This window comes from Actinophytocola gossypii, assembly GCF_025165815.1.
In the GTDB taxonomy this organism is placed as follows: Bacteria; Actinomycetota; Actinomycetes; order Mycobacteriales; family Pseudonocardiaceae; genus Actinophytocola; species Actinophytocola gossypii.
The window spans coordinates 535,622-551,118 of record NZ_JAFFZE010000009.1 but is presented as its reverse complement, the minus strand read 5'-3'; the positions used below and the strand labels follow the sequence as shown (position 1 = coordinate 551,118).

Annotated in this window: 13 protein-coding genes; 5 read left to right on the top strand and 8 right to left on the bottom strand. The window is 70.7% G+C overall.

The genetic code is table 11. The features are described from left to right. Positions 1-1,392: an MFS transporter gene (locus JT362_RS10940; RefSeq protein ID WP_260190976.1), complete on the bottom strand. Its 1,392-nt coding sequence runs from the start codon at positions 1,390-1,392 to the stop codon at positions 1-3. 95 nt (positions 1,393-1,487) lie between these two features. Between JT362_RS10940 and JT362_RS10935 the strand changes: the two genes are divergently transcribed. Beyond that, on the top strand, positions 1,488-2,132 hold the full coding sequence (locus JT362_RS10935) for a TetR/AcrR family transcriptional regulator (protein ID WP_260190975.1): 645 nt from the start codon (positions 1,488-1,490) through the stop codon (positions 2,130-2,132). 7 nt (positions 2,133-2,139) lie between these two features. Here JT362_RS10935 and JT362_RS10930 read toward each other — a convergent pair whose 3' ends face one another. Further along, positions 2,140-2,814, bottom strand: a complete 675-nt coding sequence (locus JT362_RS10930; RefSeq protein ID WP_260190974.1) for a TetR/AcrR family transcriptional regulator — start codon at positions 2,812-2,814, stop codon at positions 2,140-2,142. An 83-nt stretch (positions 2,815-2,897) separates the two neighbouring features. Here JT362_RS10930 and JT362_RS10925 point away from each other — a divergent pair, with 83 nt between their 5' ends. After that, positions 2,898-5,021 (top strand): MMPL family transporter, encoded by a 2,124-nt coding sequence (locus tag JT362_RS10925; RefSeq protein ID WP_260190973.1) that lies wholly within the window; start codon positions 2,898-2,900, stop codon positions 5,019-5,021. 177 nt (positions 5,022-5,198) lie between these two features. Further along, entirely contained in the window at positions 5,199-6,710 is a 1,512-nt protein-coding gene (metG, locus tag JT362_RS10920) for a methionine--tRNA ligase (RefSeq protein WP_260190972.1), read from the top strand. 26 nt (positions 6,711-6,736) lie between these two features. Here the strand turns inward: metG and pafA are convergent, their stop codons facing one another. The 6 genes from pafA to arc form a co-directional block, all read right to left on the bottom strand. Next, complete coding sequence (pafA, locus tag JT362_RS10915; RefSeq protein WP_260190971.1) at positions 6,737-8,095, bottom strand: Pup--protein ligase; 1,359 nt, start codon at positions 8,093-8,095, stop codon at positions 6,737-6,739. Positions 8,096-8,168: 73 nt separating this feature from the next. Further along, positions 8,169-8,942 carry a proteasome subunit alpha gene (gene prcA / locus JT362_RS10910; RefSeq protein ID WP_260190970.1) on the bottom strand — a complete coding sequence of 258 codons (774 nt, stop codon included), beginning with the start codon at positions 8,940-8,942 and terminating at the stop codon, positions 8,169-8,171. A 55-nt stretch (positions 8,943-8,997) separates the two neighbouring features. Next, on the bottom strand, positions 8,998-9,243 hold the full coding sequence (locus JT362_RS10905) for a ubiquitin-like protein Pup (protein ID WP_260191052.1): 246 nt from the start codon (positions 9,241-9,243) through the stop codon (positions 8,998-9,000). A gap of 13 nt (positions 9,244-9,256) precedes the next feature. After that, positions 9,257-10,765 (bottom strand): depupylase/deamidase Dop, encoded by a 1,509-nt coding sequence (dop, locus tag JT362_RS10900; protein ID WP_260190969.1) that lies wholly within the window; start codon positions 10,763-10,765, stop codon positions 9,257-9,259. Between the two features lie 35 nt (positions 10,766-10,800). Then, positions 10,801-11,730 (bottom strand): aldo/keto reductase, encoded by a 930-nt coding sequence (locus tag JT362_RS10895; protein WP_260190968.1) that lies wholly within the window; start codon positions 11,728-11,730, stop codon positions 10,801-10,803. Positions 11,731-11,734: 4 nt separating this feature from the next. Next, the gene (gene arc, locus JT362_RS10890; RefSeq protein ID WP_260190967.1) at positions 11,735-13,552 is read right to left on the bottom strand and encodes a proteasome ATPase; all 1,818 of its coding nucleotides are present in this window, start codon (positions 13,550-13,552) and stop codon (positions 11,735-11,737) included. Positions 13,553-13,807: 255 nt separating this feature from the next. Here arc and JT362_RS10885 point away from each other — a divergent pair, with 255 nt between their 5' ends. After that, positions 13,808-14,518: an Rv0361 family membrane protein gene (locus JT362_RS10885; protein WP_260190966.1), complete on the top strand. Its 711-nt coding sequence runs from the start codon at positions 13,808-13,810 to the stop codon at positions 14,516-14,518. A 147-nt stretch (positions 14,519-14,665) separates the two neighbouring features. After that, on the top strand, positions 14,666-15,481 hold the full coding sequence (locus tag JT362_RS10880) for a flagellar basal body-associated FliL family protein (RefSeq protein ID WP_260190965.1): 816 nt from the start codon (positions 14,666-14,668) through the stop codon (positions 15,479-15,481). The last annotated feature ends 16 nt before the right edge of the window (positions 15,482-15,497 follow it).

Sequence of the window (15,497 nt, the reverse complement as noted above, 5' to 3'; positions counted from 1 at the left end):
CTAGGCGGTGGGGCGGACGTGGCGCAGCAGTGCCACCGAGACCCCGGCCAGCACGGCGGTCAGCAGCGCGCTCGCTCCGGCCACCGCGACCAGCCCGTCGGCGTGGGCCGCGCCGGTCACCGCGCCGGAGGAGGCGGTGACCGCGGTGGCGAGGCTGCCGAACGCCGCGACCCCGAGCGCGATGCCCAGTTCTCCCCCGCTCTCCGCGAGCGAGGAGGCCGACCCCGCCCGGTTCGCCGGGGCCGACCCGACCACCAGGTCGATGCCCAGCGCGCCGAGCGGCCCGGTGCCCAGCATCCCGACGCTGAACGCGACCAGCGCCACACCGAGCCCCACGTCGGGCACGAGGGCCAGGAACCCCGCCGCCGACACGGCCAGCCCCGCCGCCACCACGAGTCCCGGCCGGTACCGCCGGGCCAGGAGCGGGGCGACCATCGAGCCGACGATCGTCGCGACCGCGCCCGGCACCAGCCACAGCCCGGCCGCCAGGGCCGACATCCCGGCCGACAGCTGGAGGTACTGGGTGGTCACCAGGTAGATGCCGCCGACCGCGGCCATCCCGGCGAGCAGCACCAGCAGCGCGCCGCGGAAGGCCCGGTCGCCGAACAGCGCGACGTCGAGCAGCGGCGCGGCGAGCCGGCACTGCCGGCGCACGAAGGCCACCCCGGCCACCGCGCCGGCGACGATCGCGAGCACCGGGACGAGGCCGGGGTCCTTGGCCAGCTCCTTGAGCCCGTACACGACCGGCAGGATGGCCGCGAGCGACAGCGCGACGCTGGTCAGCTCCAGCCGCCCGGCGTCGGTGACGCGGCGTTCGGGCAGCAGCACCGGGGCGAGCACGAGCACCACGGCCATCACCGGCACGCCGATCAGGAACACCGCGCCCCACCAGTACCACTCCAGCAGCAGCCCGCCGAGCACCGGACCGAGCGCGCCGCCGGCCATGAAGCAGCTGGTCCACACCGCGATCGCCATGCCGCGCTGCCGGGCGTCGCGGAACAGGTCGGTGATCATGGACAGGGTCGCGGGCATCACCGCGGCGCCGGCGATACCCATGGCGGCGCGCGCGGCGATCAGCAGCTCGGCGCTGGGCGCGTAGGCGGCCGCGGCGGAGGCGAGGCCGAACGCCAGCGCGCCGAGGAGCAGCAGCCTGCGACGGCCGATCCGGTCGCCGAGCGTGCCCATCGTGATGAGGAAGCCGGCGATCATGAAGCCGTAGGCGTCGGTGATCCACAGGGTCTGCGTGCTGCTGGACCCGAGGTCGGCGGTGATCTCGGGCAGCGCGAGGTAGAGCACGCTGTTGTCGACGGCGAGCAGCAGGGTAGGCACGGCGAGCACGGCGAGGCCGATCCACTCGCGTCTGCCGGCGCGGACGGCGGGCGGTGCGGTCATGGGGTCTCCTCATCTCTGACCGACTTATGTTCCGATCCGCAACGTAACATATCTGCCGCCGGGCTTCCGTTCCGATCCGGAACTAAAGTGGGTTCGTGCCACCATCCGAGACGCCGCGCGGCGGGCGACCACGCAACCCGGAGATCGACGCCGCGGTGCTGGACGCGACGCTCGCGCTGCTCGACGAGGTCGGCTACAACCACCTGAGCATCGAGGAGGTGGGCCGGCGCGCGGGCACCACCAAGCCCGCGGTCTACCGGCGCTGGCCGAACCGCCAGCGGCTCGTGCTGGCGGCCCTTACCAGGCAGCTCGGCGAGCTGCCGGTGCCGGACACCGGCTGCACCCTGTGCGACCTCGGCGAGGGCGTACTGGTCTACGTGACCGCGTTCCAGCGGATGCCGCCGGACGTGCTCGGCCCGCTACTGGCCGACTGCGCCGCCGACGCCGACCTGCGCGCCGCGTTCATGTCCACCCTGTTCCTCCCGCCCCGCGCGGCGGTCCGGACCCTGCTCGAGCGCGCGCGCGAGCGCGGCGACCTGCGCGCCGACCTCGACCTGGAGCTGACCCTGGACCTGCTCGGCTCGCTGGTGCACTACCGGGCGCTGTTCGGACACGCGCAGGTGACCGAGGCCGAGGTCGAGCAGGCGATCGAGACCGTGCTCCGCGGCGCGGCCACCGACTACCCGGCCCTGGTCGAGCACAGCCTCGCCCTGGAGGCCGCACACCACCTGCACGGTTGAGCGCCGGTCAGGCGCGAGTGGTCATCTCGGCGACCAGCAGGTCCTCCTGCTCGGGGGTGAGCCCGTTGCCGGACAGGCCGTGGGCGAGGATCAGCATCGAGCGGGCGATCGCCTGGTCGCGCAGCTCCGGCGGGAACTCCCGCAGCGGGCCGTCGAACAGGATCGACAGGCCGTGCACCACCGACCAGGCGGCGATCTCGGCCAGCGGACGGCGCTCCTCGCTCAGGTAGCCGACCTCGACCAGCTCGTCCAGCGAGTCGAGGAGCAGCTGGAACGGGTTGCTCGCGGTTCGCGCCTCCGCGTCCTCGCCCTCCCAGGAGAAGACGGTCCGGAACAGGCCGGGCCGCTCGCGGGCGAACGTGATGTAGCCGCGGCCGAGTGCGGCGAGGCTGCCCAGCGCGTACCGGACCGGATCGTCGGACTGCGCCCGCTGCGCCAGCTCCTTGTTCATCGCCTCGGTGAGCTCGTCCAGGGCCTGGTCCTTGGCGGCCTTGAGCAGTTCCTCGTGGCCGGCGAAGTGCCGGTACGCGGCGGTCGGGGTCACGCCGACCGTTTTGGCGGCGGCGCGGATCGACACCGAGCCGGGGCCGCCGGCCGCGGCCAGCTCGGCGGCGGCCGAGATCAGGGCGTTGCGCAGGTCTCCGTGGTGGTAGGCGCGCTTCGCCGAACCTGAGGATTCCATGAGACCGATGTTGACAGGGGTAAACATCCATGGCAAGTTAACGGCCGTCAAGTTTACGGCTGTGCACATTGAGGGGAGTCGTCATGTTCGGACGGATCGGCCGGTTCGCCGCCGACCACGCACGCGCGGTGCTCGTGGTGACCGCGCTGGTGGTGGCGGCGGCGTCGGCCCTCGGCTTCACCGCCTTCGGCAAGCTGAAGACCGACGGCGGGTTCGTCGACCCGGCCGCCGAGTCCAGCCAGGCTCAAGAGCTGCTGGACCGGGAGTTCGGCGGCGACAGCGACCTCGTGTTCCTGCTGACCGCGGACGGCTCGGTCGACGACCCGGCCGTCCGCACCGCAGGTACCGACCTGACCGACCGGTTCGCGGCCGACGACGCGCTGGTCGACGTCGCCTCGTACTTCTCGACCGACGCCCCCGCGATGCGCTCCGACGACGGGCGGCACGCGATCGCGGTCGCCACGCTCGCCGACGGTGTCGAGGCCGACCAGGTCGTCGAGGACCTGCGCGAGCGGTACGGCGCCGAGACCGGCCCGCTCACCGTCGCGGTCGGCGGCGCGGCCGCGGTCGGCACCGACGTCGGCGCCCAGATCGGCGGTGACCTGGCGCTCGCCGAGAGCATCGCGGTGCCGATCATCCTGGTGCTGCTCGTGATCGTGTTCGGCAGCCTGGTGGCCGCGCTGCTGCCGCTGGTGGTGGGGCTGATCGCGGTGGTCGGCACGTTCGCCGAGCTGTCGATCCTCGGCTCGCTCACCGACGTGTCGGTCTACGCGATCAACCTGACCACCGCGCTCGGCCTCGGCCTGGCCATCGACTACGCGCTGCTGCTGGTCAACCGCTTCCGCGAGGAACTGGCCGGCGGCGCCGACACCCGCGCGGCGGTGGTCCGCACGGTCGAGACGGCCGGCCGGACGATCCTGTTCGGCGCGATCACGGTGGCGAGCGCGCTGGCGACGCTGCTGGTGTTCCCGCTGTACTTCCTGCGGTCGTTCGCCTACGCGGGCATCGGTGTGGTGCTGATCGCGATGCTCAGCGCGCTCGTGGTGCTGCCCGCGCTGCTCGCGGTGCTCGGCCAGCGGGTGAACAACCTGCGCCTGCCGTGGCTGCGGCGCTCCCCGAGCGCGGTGTCCGAGCGCTGGGCGCGGATCGCCGGCACCGCGATGCGCCGGCCGGTGCTGACCGGACTCCCGGTGATCGTGCTGCTGGTCATCGCGGCGATCCCGCTGCTGCGCGTCGAGTTCGGCACCCCGGACGAGCGGGTGCTCCCGGAGACCACGCAGGTCCGCGTGGTCGGCGACACCCTGCGCGCGGAGTTCACCAGCGACACCGCCAGGACCATGCACGTGGTCACCGAGGACCCCGTCGGCGACGCGGAACTGACCGGCTACGCCGACCGGCTGGCCGCACTGCCCGGGATCGACTCGGTCACCACGAGCACGTCCGCCTCCGGTTTGCGGGAGCTGACGCTGCGGACGACGCCGGACGCGCACTCGACGGAGGGCCAGGAACTGGTCGAGGCGGTGCGCGCGGTGCCGGGCCCGGACGCGCTGGTCGGGGGTTCGGCCGCGGAGCTGGTGGACAGCAAGGACGCGATCGGTGACCGGTTGGGGCTGGCCGCGGGGTTGATCGCGCTGACGACGTTCGTGCTGCTGTTCCTGTTCACCGGGAGCGTGTTGCAGCCGTTGCGGGCGCTGCTGTTCAACGTGCTGGGGCTGTCGGCGATCCTGGGGCTGATGGTGCTGGTGTTCCAGGAGGGGTGGCTGTCGGGGTGGCTCGGGTTCACCCCGCTGCCGCTGGACACGAGCATGCTGGTGCTGCTGTTCTGCCTGGTGTTCGGGTTGTCGATGGACTACGAGGTGTTCGTGCTCGGGCGGATCAAGGAACTGCACGACCTGGGCGCCGACCCGCGCACGGCCGTGACGCAGGGCCTGTCCAGGACGGGCCGCCTGATCACGGCGGCGGCGGTGCTGCTCTCGGTGAACATGCTGGCGTTCGGAACGAGCGGGGTGAGCTTCATCCAGATGCTCGGCATCGGCACCGGCCTGGCGATCCTGGTCGACGCCACGCTGATCCGGGGCGTGCTGGTCCCGGTCGGGATCCGGCTGTTGGGCCGGGCGGCGTGGTGGTCCCCGAAGTGGCTGCGCCGGGTGCACGGGCGCGTCGGGGTGCAGGAGGCGGCGCCGGAGCGCGAGCTGGCCAGGGTCTGAGCCCCGTCCAGCAGGGAAACCTGGGCCACGACCTACGCCGATGGAGTGGAGTTGGCGTGGTCGTGCCCGGATTTCCCCGTCTCGGGCTTAGCGTGACCGCCATGGGCTTGCGGTACACCCCGAATTCCCAAGCTCACCGTCCCCGCGGCTACTCGCCACCCGATGACAGGAATCCCGATGTCACGCCGCTACATCACGACCGCCATTCCGTACGTGAACTCCGAGCCGCACCTCGGTTTCGCGATGGAACTCGTGCAGGCGGACGTGCTGGCTCGGCACTGGCGGCACCGGGGGCACGAGGTGCGCTTCCTGACCGGCACCGACGACAACTCGCTGAAGAACGCCATCGCCGCCGAAGCCGAGGGAGTGCCGGCCAGGCAGTTGGTGGACCGCAACGCGACCGCGTTCCGTGAACTGCGCGATCCGCTCCAGCTCAGCTTCGACGACTTCATCCGCACCAGTGCCGACCCCCGGCACAAGGCCGGCGTCGATCGGCTCTGGCGCGCCGCCGAAGGGTCCGGCGACCTCTACCGGAAGGACTTCGAGGGGCTCTACTGCGTCGGCTGCGAACAGTTCTACAGCGAGAGCGAGCTGATCGACGGACTCTGCCCGGAGCACCTGACGGCACCGCGGCCGGTCCGCGAGGAGAACTGGTTCTTCAAGCTTTCCCGCTACGAGGACCAGCTGCGCGAGCTGATCGAGGCCGGCACCCTGCGCATCGAACCCGAGAGCCGACGCAACGAGGTCCTCAGCTTCATCCGGACCGGCTTGCAGGACTTCTCGATCTCCCGCTCGACCGAACGAGCACGCGGCTGGGGCATCGAGGTCCCCGGAGACCCCGGGCAGGTCGTCTACGTGTGGTGGGACGCTCTGGGCAACTACATCACTGCCCTGGACTACGGCGCCGCCAGCGAGGCCTATCGCCACTGGTGGGTCGAGTCCGACGAACGTACCCACGTCATCGGCAAGGGCATCGTCCGCTTCCACGCGGTCTACTGGCCCGCGATGCTGCTCAGCGCCAGCGAACCGCTCCCGACGACGATCTTCGTCCACGACTACCTCACCGTCGAGGGCCGCAAGCTCGGCAAGAGCCTCGGCAACGCCATCGACCCGCTGACGGTCGTCGACACATGCGGTACCGACGCCCTGCGATGGTGGCTGGTCCGCGACGTACCGCGCGTCGGCGACGCCGACTACACCACCGACCGCCTGGTCACCCGCTACCACGAAGACCTCGCGAACGGCCTGGGCAACCTGGTCCACCGGACGGTCAGCATGATCCACAAGTACCGCGCCGGCACTGTTCCCACCCTCCCAGAACCCGTCCCCGACCTACCCCTGACCGCCGCCATCGCCGCCGCACCAGCAGCCGTGGACGCCGCCCTGCACCACTTCGACTTCCGCCGGGCCACGGCCGCCATCTGGACGATCGTCGAAGAGGCCAACCGCTACGTCGTCGAGGTCGCCCCCTGGACCCTGGCGAAGGCCGAGAAGACCGGCGACACCAACGCGGGCGACCAACTCAGCGCCGTCCTGGCACTCCTGATCCACGCCACCAGAACCGTCGCCGACGAACTGACCCCGTTCCTCCCCGGAGCCGCGAGCAGGGTGGCCACCCAACTCGGCTCCGGCGACAACCGTCTCGACGAACCGCTTCCCCTGTTCCCCCGCCTGACAGTGAACGGCTAGAGACCGGCCAACTCACGTCCAGCAGCTCAGAGCGAGGCGATCAGGCGCTCCACCCGCTCGTCGACCGCGCGGAACGGGTCCTTGCACAGGACGGTTCGCTGGGCCTGGTCGTTCAGCTTCAGGTGCACCCAGTCGACGGTGAAGTCCCGGCCGGCCTGCTGCGCGGCGGCGATGAAGTCGCCCCGGAGCTTGGCGCGGGTGGTCTGGGGTGGGGTGTCCTTCGCGGCCTCGATCTCGCCGTCGTCGGTCACCCGGGTCACCTGGTCCTTGCGTTGGAGCAGGTCGAAGATGCCCCGGCCACGCCGGATGTCGTGGTACGCGAGGTCGAGCTGGGCGATCCTCGGGCTGGACAGCTCCAGGCCGTGCTTGGACCGGTACCGCTCCACCAGGCGGTGCTTGATCGCCCAGTCGATCTCGCGGTCGATCTTGGTCAGGTCCTGCTGTTCGACGGCGTCGAGCGTCCGGCCCCACAGCTCGACGACGCGCTCGGCCACCGGGTCCGGACCTCGGCGGGCCACGTGTTCGACGGCGCGGGAGAAGTACTCGCGCTGGATGTCCAGGGCGGACGCCTCACGGCCACCCGCCAGCCGGACCAGCCGGCGGCCGGTCAGATCGTGGCTGATCTCGCGGATCGCGCGGATCGGGTTGTCCAGGCTGAAGTCCCGGAACTGCACGCCGTCCTCGATCATCTCCAGTACGAGGTTCGCGCTGCCGACCTTGAGCAGCGTGGTCGGCTCGGCCATGTTCGAGTCGCCGACGATCACGTGCAGGCGGCGGTAGCGCTCGGCGTCGGCGTGCGGCTCGTCGCGGGTGTTGATGATCGGGCGGGAGCGGGTGGTGGCCGACGACACGCCCTCCCAGATGTGTTCGGCGCGCTGGGAGAGGCAGTAGACGGCGCCCCGCGGGGTCTGCAGGACCTTGCCGGCGCCGCAGACGAGCTGGCGGGTGACCAGGAACGGGAGCAGGACGTCGGCGATCCTCGAGAACTCCCCCGCCCTCGTGACCAGGTAGTTCTCGTGGCAGCCGTAGGAGTTTCCGGCCGAGTCGGTGTTGTTCTTGAACAGGAAGATGTCCCCGCCGATGCCCTCGTCGGCCAGTCTGCGCTCGGCGTCGACCAGCAGGTCCTCGAGGATCCGCTCGCCCGCCTTGTCGTGCGTGACCAGCTGCACCAGGTCGTCGCACTCCGCGGTCGCGTACTCGGGGTGCGAGCCGACGTCCAGGTAGAGGCGCGAGCCGTTGCGCAGGAAGACGTTGGAGGAACGACCCCAGGACACCACTCGCCGAAACAGGTACCGCGCGACCTCGTCCGGGCTCAGCCTGCGCTGTCCGTGGAACGTACAGGTCACGCCGAACTCGGTTTCGATGCCGAAGATCCGCCGCTGCATTCCCTAAGCCTAGGCGCTTGGGGCCGGAACGTGGCTGGCCGACACCGAGTGAGATGAACGCGTCATGGACCTGTCAGCTCCCGCCGGACGTGTCGTCCTCGGGCTTCGGGTCCACCGGCTCGCCCTCCGGCTTGTCCTCCGGCTCGGGCGCGTCGGCCGGCAGCAGCGCGGTGAGGGCGGCGCCCTCGATGCGCCGGAACGCCCGGTGCGGCCGGGAGCGCTCCAGCAGCGCGACCTCGAGCTTGCCGACGCCGTGACCGTTGTCGCCGTTGTTGGGGCTGCCCGCGGACAGGCCGCGCACCGCGACCGCCAGCGCGTCCTCCAGGGACATGCCCTCCTGGTAGGAGTCCTTCATCGAGCTGGCGATCGGGTCGGTCTGCCCGCCCATGACCAGGTACTGCGGCTCGTCGACGATCGAGCCGTCGTAGGTCAGCCGGTAGAGCTGGTCGGACTCGGCCGTCGCACCGACCTCGGCGACGCAGATCTCCACCTCGAACGGCTTGAGCTGGTCGGTGAACATCGACGCCAGGGTCTGGGCGTAGACGATGGCCAGCTGCCGCGCGGAGACGTCCCGCGGGTCGTTGGCGTAGCCCCACAGGTCGACGTGCCGGATGCCGGCCCGGCGCAGGCTCTCGTACTCGCTGTGCCGCCCGGCCGCCGCGAAGCCGATGCGGTGGTAGATCTCGGACACCTTGTGCAGCGCCGTCGACGGGTTCTCGGCGACGAAGAGCACCCCGCCCGAGTACTTGAGCGCCACGACGCTGCGGCCCCTCGCGATGCCCTTGCGGGCGTACTCCGAGCGGTCCCGCATCAACTGCTCGGGAGAGGCGTACAGCGGCATGGTCACGGCGGGGACTCCTCGTCTCGGGGTTCTTGGGAAATGCTAGTGGTGGGTCGGGGGCCTACTCGCCGCCCTTTTGGACGTAGGCGCGGACGAAGTCCTCCGCGTTCTCCTCGAGCACGTCGTCGATCTCGTCGAGGATCGTGTCGACGTCCTCGCCGAGCTTCTCCCTGCGTTCCTGCCCGGCTGGCGCGGCGCCGTCGACATCATCGTCGCCGTCGCCGCCGCCCTGCCGCTGCGTCTGCTCCTGGGCCATGTCGCCTCCCGTATCGGGGTCTGTCTCAAGATTACCGGCCGGGACCGACAGTGTCGCTGGACCGTTACTTCCTGGTGTTGCCGGTCAGCTCGTCGACCAGCGCCTCGGCGGTCGCCGAGATGTCCAGCAGCTCGCCGACGTGCGCCTTCGTGCCCCGCAGCGGTTCCAACGTCGGGATCCGGACCAGCGACTCCCGGCCGAGGTCGAAGATGACCGAGTCCCAGGAGGCCGCCGCGATGGCGTTCGGGTACTTCTCCAGGCACCGGCCGCGGAAGTAGGCGCGGGTGTCCGAGGGCGGGTTGGTGATCGCCGAGGTCACCTCCTCCTCGGTGACCATGCGCTTCATCGAGCCGCGGGTGACCAGGCGGTTGTAGAGGCCCTTGTCCAGCCGCACGTCGGAGTACTGCAGGTCGACCAGGTGCAGCCGGGGCGAGGCCCAGCCGAGGTTGTCGCGGGCCCGGAAGCCCTCCAACAGCCGCAGCTTGGCCGGCCAGTCGAGCCGGTCCGCGCACTCCATCGGGTCGCGGGACAGCGCGTCCAGGATGTCGCCCCAGGTACTCAGCACGTGCAGGGAGACTTCGTCCTGCTCGGTGCGGTCGAGGTTCTCGGCGACGAGCTCGCGGTAGGCGTGCTGAAGGTCCAGGCCGGTGTACTTGCGGCCGCTGGCCAGCTCGACCGTGGCCTTGAGGGTCGGGTCGTGGGACAGCGTGTGCACCGCGCGGACCGGGTCGGCGAGCTTGAGGTGGTCGAACCGCAGGCCGCTCTCGATCATGTCCATGACCAGGGCGGTGGTGCCGACCTTGAGGTACGTGGACGTCTCGGCGAGGTTCGCGTCGCCGATGATGACGTGCAGGCGGCGGTACTTGTCCGCGTCGGCGTGCGGCTCGTCGCGGGTGTTGATGATGCCGCGCTTGAGGGTGGTCTCCAGCCCGACCTCGACCTCGATGTAGTCGGCGCGCTGGGAGAGCTGGAACCCGGCCTCCTCGCTCGCCGCGCCGATCCCGACCCGGCCGGCGCCGCAGACGACCTGGCGGGAGACGAAGAACGGGGTGAGCCCCGCGATCACCGCGGTGAACGGCGTGCTGCGGGCCATCAGGTAGTTCTCGTGCGAGCCGTAGCTCGCGCCCTTGCCGTCCACGTTGTGCTTGTACAGCTGCAGGCGGGGCTGGCCGGGCACGGTGGCCGCGCGCAGGGCGGCCTCCTCCATCACCCGCTCCCCCGCCTTGTCCCAGACCACCGCGTCGCGGGCGTTGGTGACCTCGGGCGTCGAGTACTCCGGGTGGGCGTGGTCGACGTAGAGGCGGGCGCCGTTGGTGAGGATGACGTTGGCCGCGCCGAGGTCCTCCACCTCGGGGTCGGACGGCGGCACGCCCGGGGCGCCGAGGTCGAACCCGCGCGCGTCGCGCAGCGGCGACTCGACCTCGTAGTCCCACCTGGCGCGGCGAGCACGGGGGATGTCCGCGGCGGCGGCGTAGGCCAGTACGACCTGGGTGGAGGTCAGTACCGGGTTGGCGGTGGCGTCTCCAGGTACGGCGATGCCGTACTCGACCTCGGTGCCCATGATCCGGCGCATGACCCAAGCCTACGGGGAAACGGCCGCGATGCGCGTCAGGACCAGGACAGGGCGGCCCGGTCGGCCCAGTACGCCTCCGGAGCCAGCACGAGGCCGGCCAGGTCGGCCGTCGGATCCGGCACCCGCAGGGCGGCCAGGTTGCTGCGCAGCTGCCCCGGCCCGGCGGGACCGAGCAGGACGGTGTCCACCCACGGTCGGGTGAGCGCGGCGGCCAGAGCGACCGCGTCCGGCCCAACGTCGTCACGCTCCGCAACCGCAGCGAGGGGCGCCGGTGGGTCCACCGCGAGGCGTCCGTTGGCCAGCGCCTCCTTGACCAGCACGTGAGCGCCGCTCGAGCGTGCCTCCAGCAGAGCGTCGCCGACGGACGGTTCGAGCACGTTCCACGTCGACTGCACGGCGGTGAACACCGGCCGCCCGTGCCGCTCCAGCGCGAGCGCGCGGCGGACCGTGTCGGCCTGCCGGGGGCCGGAGGTGGAGAAGCCGACCCGGACCGGCAGGGCCGCGAGGGCGTCCTGCAGGGGCAGGTCGTCGAACAGCGGGCTGTCCGGGGTCAGCGAGTGCACCTGGTAGAGCGCGAGCCGCTCGCCGAGCAGGGCACGGCTCTCCGCCCACTGGGCGGTGAACCGGGCCAGGGAGTGCTCCTTGACCTCGTGCACCGGCGCGTCGACCCGCCAGTCGCCGACGTAGGCGTAGCCCCACTTGCTGGACACGGTGACGTCGGCGGGTGTGCGCGCGTCGAGCCAGCCGGCCAGGAACTCCTCGGCGCGGCCGTAGGAGCGGGCCACGTCGACCCAGCGCACGCCGGCGGCGTAGGCGTCGTCGAGGACGGCCCAGGTGGCCGCGCGCATGGCCTCGACCGACCGGTCGGCGGGCAGTTCGCCGCGGCCGACGTTGATGTAGGCCGGACGGCCGAGGGCGGCGAGCCCCAGCCCCGTGCGCTGGAGGCGCGCCGCCCTGACCGTCATGCCGCTACAGGTACTGACCGGTGTTGGTGGCCGTGTCGATCGCCCGGCCGGACTCCTGGTTCTTGCCGGTGACGAGCGTGCGGATGTAGACGATCCGCTCGCCCTTCTTGCCGGAGATCCGCGCCCAGTCGTCCGGGTTGGTGGTGTTGGGCAGGTCCTCGTTCTCCGCGAACTCGTCGACGATCGCGTCCAGCAGGTGCTGCACGCGCAGGCCGGGCTGCTTGGTTTCCAGCACCGACTTGATCGCCGCCTTCTTCGCCCGGTCGACGATGTTCTGGATCATCGCGCCGGAGTTGAAGTCGCGGAAGTAGAGCACCTCCTTGTCGCCGTTGGCGTAGGTGACCTCCAGGAACCGGTTGTCCTCGGTCTCGGAGTACATGCGCTCGACGGTGTGCTGGATCATCGCGTCGATGCAGGCACCCGAGTCGCCACCGAACTCCGCCAGGTCCTCGGCGTGGATCGGCAGCTTGTGGGTGAGGTACTTGGAGAAGATGTCCTTGGCCGCCTCGGCGTCCGGCCGCTCGATCTTGATCTTCACGTCGAGCCTGCCGGGGCGCAGGATCGCCGGGTCGATCATGTCCTCGCGGTTGGAGGCGCCGATCACGATGACGTTCTCCAGGCCCTCGACACCGTCGATCTCGCTGAGCAGCTGGGGCACGATCGTGGTCTCCACGTCCGAGGACACACCGCTTCCTCGGGTGCGGAAGATCGAGTCCATCTCGTCGAAGAACACGATCACGGGCGTGCCCTCCGAGGCCTTCTCCCGCGCGCGCTGGAAGATCAGCCGGATGTGCCGCTCGGTCTCGCCGACGAACTTGTTCAGCAGCTCCGGGCCCTTGATGTTCAGGAAGTACGACTTCGCCTCGGAGGCGTTGTTGTCACCCCTGATCGCCGCCACCTGCTTGGCCAGCGAGTTCGCCACCGCCTTCGCGATGAGCGTCTTGCCGCAGCCCGGCGGGCCGTAGAGCAGGACGCCCTTCGGCGGCCGCAGCTCGTACTCGTGGAACAGCTCGGAGTGCAGGAACGGCAGTTCGACCGCGTCGCGGATCTGCTCGATCTGCCGGAACAGGCCACCGATCGACTCGTAGTCGACGTCCGGCACCTCCTCCAGCACCAGGTCCTCGACCTCGGCCTTGGGCACCCGCTCGTAGGCGTAGCCCGACTTCGCGTCGACCAGCAGCGAGTCGCCCGGCTTGAGCGTGGCGTCCCGCAGCGGGTCGGCCAGCCAGACCACGCGCTCCTCGTCGGCGTGCCCGACGACCAGCGCACGGGAGGGCAGGTCACCATCCACGTCGGCGGCCAGCAGCTCACGCAGGGCCGACACCTCGCCGATCCGCTCGAACTCACCGGCCTCGACGATCGTGAGCGCCTCGTTGAGCCGCACCGACTGGCCTCGGCGCAGCTGGTCGACCTCGACCGCCGGGGACGCCGCGACCCGCATCTTGCGGCCCGCGGTGAACACGTCGACCGTGCCGTCCTCGTGTCCCGCCAGGAACACCCCGTACCCGCTCGGCGGCTGCGCCAGGCGGTCCACTTCCTCCCGCAGGGCCAGCAACTGGCTCCGCGCCTCGCGCAACGTCTCGACCAGCTTGGCGTTGCGTTCGGTCAGCTGGCTGACCCGCTCGGACGCCTCGGCCAGCCGCTGCTCGAGCAGCCGTGCGTGCCGTGGCGAGTCGGTCAGCTTCCGGCGCAGCAGCGCTACTTCCTCCTCGAGGAACCGGATCTGGGCCGCCTCCGACGGCTCGTGCCCAGAGCCCGGCTCGGGTCCAGCGCCGTGCTCGTCGGCCTCCTCCGGCCGACCACCGGGACGATCGTGCTGCATGTCGGCACCTCCTCCCGTCCACTGTCTTACCCCCACGGTACCGGTGCACACCGACAAAAGAAGACCATCCACATCTCGGAACGATCGTGTCTTGCTGCCGAAACGACACTCCCGGGCACGGGTGCCGGAGTAGATTGCGCCATCTCAGCGAGGCACGGAACCGACGACCCGCTACCGTGCGTCAGAACCAGGACGACATGTCGTCCACACCAGACTTGGCGGACCCGTTCGCCGTAATGAATGGAGAAGCATCCGATGTCGCAGCCGCCGCAGCAGCCAGGCCAGTGGGGAGGGCAGCCGGGCTACGGGCAGCAGCCGGGACCACAGCAGCCTGGCGGCTACCCGCAGCAGGGCGGTTATCCACAACAGGGGGGATATCCGCAGCAGGGGGGCTACCCGCAGCAGGGCCAGTTCCCGCAGACCGGTCCGCAGCCCCAGCAGCCGGGGGGATTCGGACAGCCGGGACAGCCGGGGCAACCCGGACAGTTCGGCCAGCAGCCGCAGGGCCCGTACGGCTACGGCCCGGGCGGCCCGCAGAAGAAGAGCCCGATGCCGTGGATCCTCGCTGGTGGTGGCGTCGTGGTCATCGCCGTCGTGGTCGTGTTGATCTTCACCCTCGGCGGTGGTGGTGGGGACACCGGCAGCCCGGAGGGCCTCGCCCAGTCCGCCGTCGACGCGTTCAACGACAAGGACAGCTCGGCGCTGGCCGAGCTGACCTGCGGGGGAACCGAGAGTGACGTCGACCAGGAGATCGATCCGGATGCCATGGGTATTCCGGAGAACTTCGAGGTGAGCGCCGAGCTTGGCGAGGTCTCGCAGGAAGGCGAGAGCGAGGCGGTTGCCAAGGTCACCATGACCATCAGCGGTGAGGGCATCCCGGAGGGCGCCGGCACTCAGGAGATGGACCTGAAGATGTCGAACCAGGACGGCGCCTGGTGCGTCACCAACCTGACGCCCGCCGGCTGAGGTCGACAGCGACGAACGAGATCGCCGCCGGGCCTTGGTCCGGCGGCGATCTCGCGTGGTGGGCGCCATACCGATGGTTGGAACGAGCCGGCCATCCGGGCCGTCTAGGCTTGTGACAGGCAGATCGATGAAGGAGTTCGGGGCGCGATGACCTATCCACCACAGCAGCCAGGTCCATATGGGCAGGACCCGTACGGTCAGCAGCCCCCACAGTCGCCGCCCTACGGCCAACCACAGTACGGCGGGCAGCCCCAGGGTGGGCAGCCCCAGTACGGGCAGCCGTCGCCGCCGTACGGCCAGCCGCAACAGCAGCAGCCGCAGTACGGCGGACAGACCGCCTACCAGGGCCTCGGCGGGTATGGCGGCGGCGGTCAGCCGCCGGAGCCGCAGAAGAAGAACACCGGCATGATCGTCGCGATCGTGCTGATCGCGCTGCTGGTGATCGGCGGCGGTGGCACGGCGCTGTTCCTGCTGAACAACGACGACGACAAGCAGACCGCTGCGAACGGCGACCCCACGACCAGCCAGGAGCCGTCCGAGGACGAGTCCGAGGGCGCGGAGCCGAGCGAGGACGGCGGCCTGGGCGGCGGCTCCGGGGACGATTCCGGTGACGACTCCGGCGGCTCCGACGGCGACTCGGGTGACGCGGGCAACACGCCGGACGACGTGCGCGAGGCGTACATGGACGCCTACGAGAGCAAGAGCTTCACCACCGTGGTGAACGACGCGTGCCAGGCGTACAAGGACGAGTACGGCACCGACACCTCGCAGCTGGAGTCGCAGCTCGCGCCGTTCGACATCACCGCGACCGCCAACGGCGAGCCGGAGATCGACGGCTCCACGGCACGGGCCAACATCGACCTCGAGCTGTCGCAGGGCGGCCAGACGCAGCGTCCGAAGATCTTCATCAGCATCGTCGAGGAGGACGGTGAGTGGCGGTTCTGCGGTGAGGGGCAGGCCTGATCACCGACCGGCCCCT